The following is a 12,342-nucleotide window of genomic DNA, read 5'->3' on the forward strand; positions in this document are numbered from 1 at the left end:
ATTTAAAATATTAAAATTAGTTTTAATATTTAGAAGTAGGAGGTGAGCAAAAAAACCTAGAAAGCTAAAACGATTTTGAGGTGAAAAAAGTGTTGGTTCCAGTTTCAGAGGCATCTGAGAAAATACATATTTATCCTTATTATTTTTTGAATGGTTTACCTGGTGCGGAAAACGAATGTTATTTAAGGAAAGAGGTTATGGAAAAGCTGCTTGAAGCTTCTCATCTTTTACCTGAAGGAATCTCTTTTGTAATCCTTGATGGGTGGCGTTCCTACGAGACGCAAAGGGCGATTTATGAACAAACGAAGCGTGATTTAGAAAATGAAGGTTTTAAAGATATGGAATTAGAACAGGAGCTATATAAATTTGTGGCGACTCCAACTAAAGATATTACAAATCCATCCCCGCATTTATCGGGAGGGGCTGTTGATCTAACGATAGCTGATCAACATGGGTGGCTTCAGATGGGTAGTGAATTTGATGAATTCCATGAAAGGTCCCAGCTTGATTGGTTTGAGAAAAAGGCTGACTTGTCATCCGAAGAGACAGAATTTTTAATCAACAGGAGAATATTAAAAAATGTCATGATGGGGGTTGGCTTTATTTCAAATACGGATGAGTGGTGGCATTTTGAATACGGCACGAAAAGCTGGGCAAAGAAAAAGGGAAAGCAGGAATATTTCAAAGGTATCCTATATCAAGAGATCGAAAAGTGAGGGGTAAAAATGAAGAAAAAGTTAATGTTCCTTTTGTTTAGTGTACTTATCGTTTTGGCAGGTTGTGTACAAAACTCGAATGCTCCTGCGAAGACAGGGGAAAAGGAAGGCACAGAAACGGCTAATGGTGACAGCACAGAAAAGAAAATCTTGACTGTTGCCATGACAGCTGACCAAGGGACGCTGGATCCTGCGGTTACGATGGATAACTCAGCATGGAAAATTACATACCCTGCTTATGAGAGATTAGTAGAGTATGATGGTGAGTCAACTGAAGTAAAACCAGGAATAGCTAAGGAATGGAAGGTAAGTGAGGATGGAAAGACATGGACATTCACATTAAATGAGGGCCATAAATTTTCCGATGGAACAGAGGTTAATGCAGAAGCGGTTAAAACTACTTTTGAACGGACATTAAAGATTGGCAACGGTCCTGCAGAAGTTTATGGTGTTATTTCAGAGATTAAGGTGGAGTCTCCATATGTGGTGACATTTGCATTAAAAGAAAACTTCCCGCCTTTCTTATCCACTTTGGCAGCTAACTATGGGGGAATTGTGAATCCGAAGGTTATGGAGCATGAAAAGGATGGAGATTTAGGACAAAACTATTTAGCAAATAATACGATGGGAAGCGGCTCATATGAATTAACAGAATGGAAACAAGGTGAGTATATAAAACTTTCTGTTAATAAAGAGGCGAAGGTTCAACCTAGCATTGAAGAAGTATATTTTAGAATTGTTGCTGACGGGGCTACACAACGCATGCAATTAGAAAAGGGAGAAATTGATGTTGCTGAGGGAATTCCGACAGAACAGATCGAATCCGTCCGCTCGATGGATCATGTAGAGTTATTACAAAAACCAAGCTTGCTAGTGGACTATGTATATGTTAATTCCAGTAAAGGAAATGAAGCATTAAAAGACCCTAAAGTAAGACAGGCGCTAAGCTATGGAATTGATTATAATTCAATGATTGATGTTGTTCACCAAGGATTTGCTACACCGATGAGAGGGCCTGTTCCAGATGGATTATGGGGTCATAATAAAGATGCCATCCAATATGAGCTAAATATTGAAAAAGCAAAAGAGCTATTAGCTGAAGCAGGAGCAACTGATGTAACCCTGACTTTATTGTATTCAGATAATAAAACATGGTGGGAAACAGAAGCATTAACGATTCAGGCGAATTTAAAAGAGATTGGTGTAAATGTTGAACTGAACAAGGTTGCTTATGCTACTTCACGCGAAATGATGGATAAAGGGGAATTTGATTTAGCTCTTGGCGTATGGAGCCCGGACTTTGGTGATCCATATATGTTTATGAACTATTGGTATGACTCAGCAAACTTCGGATTAGCCGGAAACCGTGCTTTCTATAAAAATGATCAGGTTGATACATTATTAAAGCAAGCGGCAACTTCTAATAACCAAGAAGAAAGGGAAGCTTTGTATTTTGACATCCAAGATATTGTTATTGAAGAAGCACCGTATATCTTACTCTTCCAAAAGGATTTTACCTTGCCAGTAAGTAAATCTGTCCAAGGTTTTGTTTACAATCCAATGCTTGAAGGAATTTATAATTTAGCAGAGATGAATAAGCAGTAAGGTGAAACTTCAATCAGTGGGAGGCAGACGAATAGGAGTGCTAGGACTAAGTTGCCATTGTATGTGGCGCTTTTAGTCAGCCATAATCTTACTGATTGTTAGTTGCGTCCCACAGGATGTGGGTCACACAGACGTTGCCACAGGAGGTGGCGTTCTTAGTCTGTGTTCCTATAATCGGGCCTTTATGGGCAGTTGATCCCCAAAATACTATTAAATGTTTATGCCCGAACCTTAATTTGGGGATCTTACTGCCCGTTAATCTGCGATAATAGCGGGGGATTGTTATGGCAAAAATGATTTTCAAAAGATTATTGCTACTAGTTTTTGTTATTTTTGGCGTTACCTTTATAACGTTTATTCTTTCAAATATTATTCCCGGTGACCCGGCCAGTATGATGGCCGGTCAACGGGCCAATGAAGAAACATTAGAACAAGTTAGAAAGCAATTGGGTCTAGACCAGCCGGTTCTGACCCAATATGCCCATTACATGCAGGGGTTGCTGAGCGGGGATTTAGGTACGTCTATTCGTACGCAAAAACCTGTGTTGGATGACTTGCTTGTCTTTTTCCCAGCAACATTAGAATTAGCGATACTAGCTTTTTTCATAGCCATTGTTATTGGAATTCCGCTCGGTATTTTAGCGGCCGTTAAGAAAAATACGTTTTGGGATCATGCGAGCAGAATTTTTACGATTAGTGGAATTTCCACACCGGTTTTCTGGAGCGGGTTGGTTGTGATATTTATTTTTTACGGATTATTAGGTTGGTTTCCGGCAAACGGACGAATTGATATGCATATTAATCCACCTACACATGTCACTGGGTTTTATTTGCTCGATAGCTTGTTAAGCGGGGACTTTGTTGCTTTTCAGAGCAGTCTTCGTCATATCATACTTCCGGCGATTGTCCTGTCCTTTGCCCAATTAGCCATTATCACACGCCAAGTTAGGGCGAGCATGTTAGAGGTATTGGAAAAAGAATATTTTCGAACAGCAATTGCAAATGGAATCCATGGACCATATCTCTTAATCAAATATGGTTTACGAAACGCTTTAATCCCAACCATCACGATCATCGGGGTTTCGTTTGGCGCATTGCTTGGCGGTGCGGTCGTGACTGAAACGATATTCGGATGGCCTGGAATGGGAAGATATGTGGTTCAATCCATCTCCTATTTAGATTTCCCGGCTATGATGGGATTTACTGTATTTATTTCGATTGGGTATGTGCTCATTAACCTAATTGTCGACCTCTCTTATTATGTGCTAAATCCTCAAATAAAAGAATGATAGAAAGGAGGAAAATGAATTGGAAGCACAGCCACAAACGGATATACAACAGCTGCCTCTAGTGAAAAGAAGTGCACTATTATATAAGCTGAAAAAAAATAAGCTGACAATGGCAGGCGGAATCATTTTAGGTGTGATTATTTTGGCTGCGATTTTGGCTCCACTATTAACTCCGTATAACCCGACCGTTATTGATGCAGCAAATAAATTCCAGCCTCCATCATGGTCCCATTGGTTTGGCACAGATGAAGTCGGAAGAGATATTTTTACAAGAATTTTGTATGGGGCAAGATTGTCATTAGGGTTAGGAATATTAGCCATTTTGATTGCTGCTGCTATTGGATTAATGATTGGAACGATTTCGGGGTATTTCGGCGGGATGATTGATCAAGTCATAATGAGAATAATGGATATGGTCCTAGCCTTCCCAACATTGATTTTGGCAATGGCTTTGGCTGCAGCATTAGGGCCAAGTATTCAAAATGCGATGATTGCAATTGCGATTGTAAAGATTCCTGTCTATGTTCGTTTAGCTCGAAGTGAAACATTAAGTTTACGAGAGTCATTATTTGTTAAATCTGCGCAAACGTTCGGCATCCATCCGCTTCGAATTATTCGAAAACATATTATGCCGAATTCAGTTTCTCCTGTCATCATTCAAGGGACATTAGATGTAGGGGATGCGATTCTATTAATTGCCACATTAGGCTTTTTGGGCTTAGGGGCACAACCGCCAGCACCTGAATGGGGAGCTATGATTAGTATTGGCTGGAAGTACTTGCTGGATTTCTGGTGGTATCCGACATTTCCATGTTTATTACTTTTCTTATCGGCAGGAGCCTTAAATTTAATTGGAGATGGAATCCGTGATGTATTGGATCCGAAATCAAGCAGATAGGAGGGCGGTGGAATGTTAGCAATAAAAAATTTACATGTCAATTTCCAAACCTTCAGAGGAACGATTGAAGCTCTAAAAAATATTAATCTTTCCATTCAGGAAAAAGAAATTGTCGGGATCGTAGGAGAATCAGGCTCAGGAAAATCAATCACAGCCCTTTCAATATTAGGTCTATTAGAAAATAATGCGCAAATAACGAATGGAGAAATCTCATATAGAGGAGAAAATTTATTAACTTTATCAAAAAAAGAAATACAAACCATTCGCGGGAAGAAAATTGCGATGGTTTTCCAAGAGCCTATGACGGCTCTTCATCCGACGATGAAGGTTGGCGAGCAATTATCAGAAGTTATTCGCAGACATCGGAAAGTGAGCAAAAAAGAAGCGAAACAATTAATGATTAATGCGTTAAAAGATGTACATATTCACAATCCAGAGCATGTAGCTAAACAATATCCGTTTGAATTAAGCGGAGGAATGCGCCAGAGGATTGTAATCGCGCTTGCGATGGCAGCCCCTCCTGATCTGCTTATTGCAGATGAACCAACAACAGCTTTAGATGTAACCATTCAGCATGAAATTTTGCAGCTTATGAAAGAATTAAATGAGAAGAAAGGAACATCGATTTTATTTATTACCCATGATTTAGGGGTCGTTTCACAGATTTGCGATCGAACGGTTGTCATGTATGCGGGAGAAGTGATTGAGTCCGGTGAGACGAAGGAGGTTTTACATGCTCCTCAGCATCCATACACCAGAGCACTAATTGAAGCCTTACCTGATGGCAAGGATGCGAATGAACCATTAAAGGCGATTCAAGGCGAGGTGCCAAACTTAATGGAACGTCCAGTAGGCTGTGCGTTTGCGTCAAGATGCCATTACGTAATGGATATTTGTCGGACAAAGCAGCCTGAATTAATTCAATGGCAAAATCAGCATGATATAGCATGTTGGCTGGAAAGGGATTGATTCTATGACCGTAATGATCGAAATGGATCACGTACATAAGCATTATCAAAAAGGGAAACTAACCGTGAAAGCCCTAGATAATATGTCCATTTCTATATCTGAAGGAGAGGTGCTGGGGCTTGTCGGTGAATCTGGATCCGGAAAAAGTACGTTTGGCAAACTACTTATTGGGCTAGAATCTCCAACAGGAGGCGATATCCTTTATCAAGGCAATCCTTTATGGAAAAGAAATAAGTATATTCGTAGAAAGCCAGGAGAATTACAAACCGTCTTCCAAGATCCGCAATCTTCATTAGATCCTAGAATGGCCATTAAAGAAATTATTTTGGAACCACTCTATGCACTTGATAAAACAGAAAGAAGGCAAAAAGGTTCGTACGAAAATTTATTAAAATTAATAAAACGGGTAGGGCTAAAAGAAGAGCATCTGGACCGGTATCCCCATGAATTCAGTGGTGGCCAGCGTCAAAGAATTGCAATTGCCAGAGCACTAATTACAGATCCTTCATTTATCGTCCTTGACGAACCAACCTCAGCATTGGACGTTTCCGTGCAGGCACAGGTTCTTAATCTATTAAAGGAATTAAAGAAAGAAAGAGGCTTAACCTATTTATTTATCTCACACAACATGTCCGTCATAAAATATATGTGTACGAAAGTAGCTGTACTCTATAAAGGCAATATTGTCGAAATGGGTGAAACAGACAAACTATTTAATGATCCACAGCACCCTTATACTGAAATCCTTTTATCATCATTGCCAAGCCTTTTTGAAACGAATGAACAAGGCATCAAAGGCTTTGCCGAAACTTTGCCGCCTAAGGGAGAAGTAAGCTGTGTTTTCTATGAAAAATGTCCAAAGCGAACTGAAAGATGTTTAATCAGCCCTAAGCTTGAAGGCAGGGGTCAAGACCATCTGGCTGCTTGCCATTATTAGAAGGGTGGTTATATAGATGATAAAGGAATACAAGGTCAGAGAAATTCGCAAAAAGCAAGGCTTTACACTTGCTGACTTAGCGGAGAAAACGGGCTTAAGCCAAGGCCTCCTTTCACAAATAGAACGAGGTCTTGTGGACCCAACTGTCAGCAACTTCTGGAAAATATGCACAGCCTTAAATACTCCAATCAATTATTTTTTTGATGGCTCAAAAGAAAATCAATTTGTCATTAGAAAAGGTGAACACAGATTACTGCAATTATCGAATGATATCGTAAGGTACCATGAACTGATGCCAAGCCATCTTAGTGATGAGCAAATTTTACTGGTAGAAATTCTGCCAGGGGAGCAAAGCGAGATGGAGCTGGTCAGTCACCCTGGGGTTGAATTTGGATATGTGATTCAAGGGGAAATGAATATTGCATTAGGTGAAGATGAAATTTCTCTTCAAGCTGGCGATAGTATTTACTTTCAGAGTACTACTCCTCACCGTTATGTAAATGTTGGTGAGGAGAAAGCAGTTTCGGTATGGGTGATGAAAGAAGCGTAGAATTATTATTTTGCTAGTAAAATTGGATTTATGTCTTATCAATGTTTTTTAACGTCTTTCTAAAAAGTAATAGGAAGACGTTATTTGTATATTAAAATATAGAGTATAAATTATGGAAGAGTGAAACCTAAAACGAAAAGGCTTTTCTCTTTTTGAGTTCCAAAAGAGAAAGCCTCTAAGTCTGGGAATTTTTGTATGCTAAAAAAGAACTAGGCTACTACATTTCTAGCATTTTCATATTTTTTATATTCTTCGTTTACCATAATTCTTTTTAAAATTTGAATGGTCTCCCATATATCTTCAAAAGTTGTATATAATGCGATTGGGGCTAGTCTGATGACATTTGGCGCTCGGAAATCAGGGATGACATGATGATCTTTTAAAGCTTTGCAAATTCGTGCCGCTTCGCGGTGCTCTAAACAAACATGCCCTCCACGGCGCTCATTTTCTGCTGGGTTTCCAATACTAAATTCAAAATCTGAAAGTTCAGTCCCGATTAAATACATCATATATCCAGTCATTTTTAGAGACTTCTCACGGATATTTTCGATTCCTGCTTCAGCAAAAATTTCGAGGGACCCTAAGAGCGGGGCAGTACTTAATATATGTGGAGTGCCGATTTGGAAGGCACCAGCCGAATGGGCATGTGTCAAATCCAGTTCAAGATCAAACTGTTTTTCTTTGTTTGAACTGAACCAACCTGCTAGACCAGGGGCTTTTCCATGATGTCTTTCATGTACAAATAATCCTCCCACGCCGCCTGGACCGCTATTTAAATACTTATAATTACACCAGACTGCAAAATCGACACCCCAATCATGCAAGGAATGCGGAAGAGCCCCTATCGAATGGGCTAGATCAAACCCGATTAATATATTTCTTTTATGAGCTTCTTTTGTTAAAAGCTCCATATCAAGGAGCTGACCGCTTCGATATAGAACAGATGGCAGCCAGACGATGGCGACCTCATCAGTCATAGAAGAAATGATATCGGCTTCGTTAATAATGCGCGAATCACGACTTTTTACTAGCACTAAATGTTCATTTGGATCAAGCCCAAACAGGTGCAATTGGGATTTTATCGCATAAATATCAGATGGGAAGTCTAATTCATCTGCCACTATTTTTGTCCGTGTTCCTTCAGGTTTGTAAAACGTTGCTAACATTTGATGAATATTTATTGTGATTGAGCCTGTAACAATTGTCTCTTCTGACTTTGCTCCTATTAACGGGGCAGTCAATGCTCCTAATTTCTCCGAAAAATCAAACCAAGGCTGATGCCCAGAAGTCCATCCATCAATACCCAGATTCCTCCAATCGTCTAAACTGAGAAGCAATGTTTTTTCTGCCCTTTTAGAAAGCAGTCCTAAAGAGTTTCCGTCCATATAATAAATACCGTCTTTAATGTAAAACTCTTCTCTAAAGGTCATACTATTTCGATCTAATTGTTGTGCATATCCTTTAGTTGGGATAAATGAATTCGTTGTCATTAATAATCTTCAATCCCTTCTAATAAGTTACTAGAAGGATATCTTAGAGTTTGTATGAAGTAAATAAAAATTCACTTAAATAATCTATATTTTTTAAATATTAAGATTTTTAATTGACGGAAAGTATTATTCTTGATACGGTTTATTTATCAAATAGCAGAAAATATGGATAAGAAGAAGGTGAAAAGTATGGAGAAAAAACCCGTTAATGAACATAGTCAGGAGACCAGTCTCGAAAAAACGATACATACAGATTTCCAAAAACATATGTCATATGGGGATTATCTACATCTTGATAAAATCCTTTCTAGTCAACACTTATTATCCAATCATCACGATGAAATGCTGTTTATCATCATCCATCAAGCAAGTGAATTATGGATGAAGCTCATCATCCACGAGCTTGCAGCAGCGACAGAATGTATTCACCAAAATAACTTAGAGCCTTCTTTTAAAATGCTTGCTCGTGTTTCAAGAATCCAACAGCAATTGATTCAATCATGGAGTGTATTGTCTACGTTGACACCCGCTGAATATTTAGAATTTCGTGACAAGCTAGGGTCTTCATCAGGATTTCAATCATACCAAAACCGACTGATTGAATTTGCACTAGGGCATAAAAATGCTTCTTCACTAGTAGTTTATAAGCATCAAAACGAGCTTTTCGAAACATTGAACAAGGCTTTGAATAAGCCAAGCATTTACGATGCGGCGATCCATGCTCTTGCTATTCGAGGTTTGTCAATCGATCAGGAGGCACTTGATAGAGACTGGTCACTAAATTACAAGTCAAATGCAACTGTGGAAGCAGCGTGGCTGACCGTTTATCGAGATGTGAAACAATATTGGGATTTATACGAATTAGCTGAGAAGCTTGTTGATATTGGAAGCGGGCATCAGTCTTGGCGGTTTCATCATATGAACACAGTGGAAAGAATTATCGGTCATAAGCAGGGAACAGGTGGCTCTTCAGGGGTTCCCTATTTAAAAAGAGTTCTTGATCACCAATTCTTTCCGGAATTGTGGAGCTTAAGGACAAAACTATGAAGGGGAATGCGCATGAGTAAATGGGTTGATATTTCACAACGATTGGATGAAAAAGTAGCTATTTGGCCGGGAGATACTCCTTTTTCCTATAAAGTTAACTGGAGCAAAGAAGAAAGCGGGTCCGTAAATGTCGGACAAATCACAATGAGTGCACATACAGGTACACATATTGATGCTCCTTTTCATTTTGATAATGATGGAAAAAGAGTAATCGAACTTGATTTAGATTTGTATATTGGGAAAGCACTTGTCATCCATTTGCCGAATAAAGATAGTATTGGTGTGGATGAAGTAAGTAAGGTCGACTTATCCGGGGTGACCCGTCTGTTAATCTATACAGGGGCATGGAAAAATCGAGCGGTTTTTCCAGAAAGTATTCCCTTTATTGAGCCAGGACTGGCAGCTTATCTTTCACAAAAAGGTGTTCGGCTATTCGGCCTTGATTTGCCTTCAGTTGATCCCTTAGACAGCAAGGAACTACCTGCTCATCATGAACTGACTCGGCACGGAGTTCATATTTTGGAAGGGCTTGTACTTGATCATATCGATCCAGGGGAATATGAGTTAGCAGCTATCCCATTGCCGCTTGCAGAAGCAGATGGAAGCCCTGTCCGTGCTATTTTAAAAAAGAAAGTATGACCTTTACAGTTCATTAAAAAATCCAGCTTCCTCCATTTCGCTTGGAACGGAGGGAGCTGGATTGTTAAAAACTTAGGATCTTTAAAATAAAATGCGTTTCATTTAATATACATCACGCTGATAACGACCTTGCTTTTGCATATCTTTTAGATAAGCTTCGGCTTCATCTCGAGTCATCGAACCTTCTTTTTCAATAACAGTAACAAGAGCATCGTTAACATCTTTCGCCATACGTTCCTTATCCCCACAAACGTAGAAATAAGCTCCATTTTCAATCCATTCAAACAATTCTTTACTATGTTCAAGCATTTTATGCTGAACATACACCTTTTCATCTTTATCACGAGAGAAGGCAGTATCAAGCTTTGTTAATACTCCGTCTTGTTGATATTTTTCCAATTCGTCTTGATAAAGGAAATCCGTTGCTTCATGCTGATCTCCAAAAAAGAGCCATGTACGGCCAGCTGCTTGATTGACTTCCCATTCCTGGATGAAAGAACGGAATGGAGCAATGCCTGTACCAGGACCAACCATAATAATATCTTTCTCTAGTGACTCTGGTAAATAGAAGTGTTTATTGGCTTGAACAAAGACTGGCAGCGTATCTCCTTCTTGAACTCGTTCAGCACATTGAACTGAACAAACCCCTTTTCGTTCACGCCCGTGAGCAGTGTAGCGTACAGCACCAATTGTTAGATGAACTTCATCTGGATTAGCACTTATGCTGCTTGCGATAGAATAAAGACGCGGCGTCATTTTTCTCAATATGGAGACGATTTCTTGGGCAGATGCCTTCCAAGGGCCAAAATCGCGCAACATATCTAATAAATCGCGACCATAACAATATTCCTTTAGCTGGTCTGCATTTTCAACCAATATAAGCCTTTGCAGCTCTTCATTTTCTGTAAAGGCTGCTGCCTGCTGTAAAACCTTCTTCGTCAGCAGAGTAATTTCAAGATACGTTGTTAACGCTTCCTTCAATGGCAGCGTCTCCCCTTGTTTTCCAACAGTTACAATTTCTTCACCGTCCCATCCCATTTCTTCAAGAAGGGATGATATAAGTTCCGGATCATTTGCAGGGACAATACCAAGCGCATCACCTGGAACATATGAAAGGCCAGAACCTTTTAATGATAACTCAATATGTCTTGTTTCTTTACTTGAGCCTGTTCCATTTAAGTTACTATTTTTAAGAACCGGTGCTAAAAATGGATTGGTCCTTGAAAATTGTGGTTTGTCACTTTTGGCATTTTTAGGGTTTTCTATAGTAATTGCCATATCTCGATACCTCCAAAAGTAGTATATACCTAGGATACCATATCAATGTAAAAACAAAATTGTTTTTTGTCACACAATAGTAAGATTTTTCAAAATTGCAATATGAAATTCTTTTTGCAAGGTTTTAAACAGATATCCTTCCAAGTTTATATGGACAGGTATTCGAGAAAAGCCAAAAAGTTGTCCAGAAATGAATAAAAAAAGCCCTTCTCCGAAAGAAAGGCTGCTTTAATGTTTAACAAATGTATTTAAGCTTCTTAATTATTGATATATTTTTCAAAGACTTTGCCAAAGTCCTTGATTTGGTATTGTTCTCTGACGGAGGTGAGCCAAGTAAAGCCAAAATCTGTTAGCTTTTGATACTCTTTATCTAATGCTATATTTTCACCAAGGCGTGCACCGTGCAAAACAGAAACAGCCTTCTCAAGACTTGCATCAGCTAAGCCTACATATTTTTTATTTTCTTTATAAATCTCGGAAATGCGAATCAGTGCTTTATATAAATCTTTTAATTTTTCAATTTGATCTTTCTGAACATCAATATCAAAAATCTGTGAGCCTAATTTGAACTTAATTTCGATATCGAGATCGATTTTTCCAGCAGTTTCTAAGGCTACATCCGATATTTCATTTTCATAATATGAGTATCTTCTTAATGTTCTCTTAGACGAAATAGCTTTTTCCCCATCTACATGGATCAGCGCTAAATTGGTAAAACAGTATTCATCTGCCTTCGTTTTAATTAGAAAATAAATCTTCTCATTATCCTCATGCATCACATAGTCATCAGCCTCGGTTTTGTCATAGTCTTGTGGGTCGATAATTTTCCCAATATCAGACAAGCCTAAAGCATCTGCTGCAATTCTCTTAAACATATGTATCTTCCTTTCTATTAAAAAATTGATCCATAACATTATATAGTTA

The 12,342-nt window shown here is 38.8% G+C and carries 12 protein-coding genes; 9 read left to right on the plus strand and 3 right to left on the minus strand.

Features of this window, described 5'->3' with window-relative positions; genetic code table 11:
- Window positions 1–92: 92 nt before the first annotated feature.
- The 7 genes from V7149_RS09030 to V7149_RS09060 all read left to right on the plus strand — a co-directional run bounded on the left by V7149_RS09030 (window position 93) and on the right by V7149_RS09060 (window position 6,964).
- On the plus strand, window positions 93–716 hold the full coding sequence (locus V7149_RS09030; protein WP_335345307.1) for a M15 family metallopeptidase: 624 nt from the start codon (window positions 93–95) through the stop codon (window positions 714–716).
- A gap of 9 nt (window positions 717–725) precedes the next feature.
- Entirely contained in the window at window positions 726–2,321 is a 1,596-nt protein-coding gene (locus tag V7149_RS09035; protein WP_335345308.1) for an ABC transporter substrate-binding protein, read from the plus strand.
- A gap of 284 nt (window positions 2,322–2,605) precedes the next feature.
- Window positions 2,606–3,610 (plus strand): ABC transporter permease, encoded by a 1,005-nt coding sequence (locus V7149_RS09040; protein WP_335345309.1) that lies wholly within the window; start codon window positions 2,606–2,608, stop codon window positions 3,608–3,610.
- 19 nt (window positions 3,611–3,629) lie between these two features.
- Entirely contained in the window at window positions 3,630–4,508 is an 879-nt protein-coding gene (locus V7149_RS09045) for an ABC transporter permease (protein WP_335345310.1), read from the plus strand.
- 12 nt (window positions 4,509–4,520) lie between these two features.
- Window positions 4,521–5,477 (plus strand): ABC transporter ATP-binding protein, encoded by a 957-nt coding sequence (locus V7149_RS09050; protein WP_335345311.1) that lies wholly within the window; start codon window positions 4,521–4,523, stop codon window positions 5,475–5,477.
- 4 nt (window positions 5,478–5,481) lie between these two features.
- Window positions 5,482–6,414, plus strand: coding sequence for an ABC transporter ATP-binding protein (locus tag V7149_RS09055; protein ID WP_335345312.1), 933 nt, complete (start codon window positions 5,482–5,484; stop codon window positions 6,412–6,414).
- A 16-nt stretch (window positions 6,415–6,430) separates the two neighbouring features.
- The gene (locus V7149_RS09060; protein ID WP_335345313.1) at window positions 6,431–6,964 is read left to right on the plus strand and encodes a helix-turn-helix domain-containing protein; all 534 of its coding nucleotides are present in this window, start codon (window positions 6,431–6,433) and stop codon (window positions 6,962–6,964) included.
- Between the two features lie 209 nt (window positions 6,965–7,173).
- Here the strand turns inward: V7149_RS09060 and kynU are convergent, their stop codons facing one another.
- Window positions 7,174–8,454, minus strand: a complete 1,281-nt coding sequence (kynU, locus tag V7149_RS09065; protein ID WP_335345314.1) for a kynureninase — start codon at window positions 8,452–8,454, stop codon at window positions 7,174–7,176.
- Between the two features lie 189 nt (window positions 8,455–8,643).
- Between kynU and kynA the strand changes: the two genes are divergently transcribed.
- The gene (gene kynA / locus V7149_RS09070) at window positions 8,644–9,501 is read left to right on the plus strand and encodes a tryptophan 2,3-dioxygenase (protein WP_335345315.1); all 858 of its coding nucleotides are present in this window, start codon (window positions 8,644–8,646) and stop codon (window positions 9,499–9,501) included.
- Between the two features lie 12 nt (window positions 9,502–9,513).
- Window positions 9,514–10,140: an arylformamidase gene (kynB, locus tag V7149_RS09075; protein WP_335345316.1), complete on the plus strand. Its 627-nt coding sequence runs from the start codon at window positions 9,514–9,516 to the stop codon at window positions 10,138–10,140.
- Between the two features lie 102 nt (window positions 10,141–10,242).
- Here the strand turns inward: kynB and V7149_RS09080 are convergent, their stop codons facing one another.
- Window positions 10,243–11,418 (minus strand): sulfite reductase subunit alpha, encoded by a 1,176-nt coding sequence (locus V7149_RS09080; protein ID WP_335345317.1) that lies wholly within the window; start codon window positions 11,416–11,418, stop codon window positions 10,243–10,245.
- 257 nt (window positions 11,419–11,675) lie between these two features.
- Complete coding sequence (locus tag V7149_RS09085) at window positions 11,676–12,293, minus strand: PH domain-containing protein (RefSeq protein WP_335345318.1); 618 nt, start codon at window positions 12,291–12,293, stop codon at window positions 11,676–11,678.
- Window positions 12,294–12,342: the final 49 nt, after the last annotated feature.

This window comes from Bacillus sp. JJ1503, assembly GCF_036965125.1.
In the GTDB taxonomy this organism is placed as follows: domain Bacteria; phylum Bacillota; class Bacilli; order Bacillales; family Cytobacillaceae; genus Cytobacillus.

Bases quoted from the DNA above. Each gene is read 5' to 3' on its own strand.
- V7149_RS09035 (WP_335345308.1), top strand. From the start codon at position 726: ATGAAGAAAAAGTTAATGTTCCTTTTGTTTAGTGTACTTATCGTTTTG.
- V7149_RS09040 (WP_335345309.1), top strand. From the start codon at position 2,606: ATGGCAAAAATGATTTTCAAAAGATTATTGCTACTAGTTTTTGTTATT.
- V7149_RS09050 (WP_335345311.1), top strand. From the start codon at position 4,521: ATGTTAGCAATAAAAAATTTACATGTCAATTTCCAAACCTTCAGAGGA.
- V7149_RS09055 (WP_335345312.1), top strand. From the start codon at position 5,482: ATGACCGTAATGATCGAAATGGATCACGTACATAAGCATTATCAAAAA.
- V7149_RS09060 (WP_335345313.1), top strand. From the start codon at position 6,431: ATGATAAAGGAATACAAGGTCAGAGAAATTCGCAAAAAGCAAGGCTTT.
- kynU (WP_335345314.1), bottom strand. From the start codon at position 8,454: ATGACAACGAATTCATTTATCCCAACTAAAGGATATGCACAACAATTA.
- kynA (WP_335345315.1), top strand. From the start codon at position 8,644: ATGGAGAAAAAACCCGTTAATGAACATAGTCAGGAGACCAGTCTCGAA.
- kynB (WP_335345316.1), top strand. From the start codon at position 9,514: ATGAGTAAATGGGTTGATATTTCACAACGATTGGATGAAAAAGTAGCT.
- V7149_RS09080 (WP_335345317.1), bottom strand. From the start codon at position 11,418: ATGGCAATTACTATAGAAAACCCTAAAAATGCCAAAAGTGACAAACCA.
- V7149_RS09085 (WP_335345318.1), bottom strand. From the start codon at position 12,293: ATGTTTAAGAGAATTGCAGCAGATGCTTTAGGCTTGTCTGATATTGGG.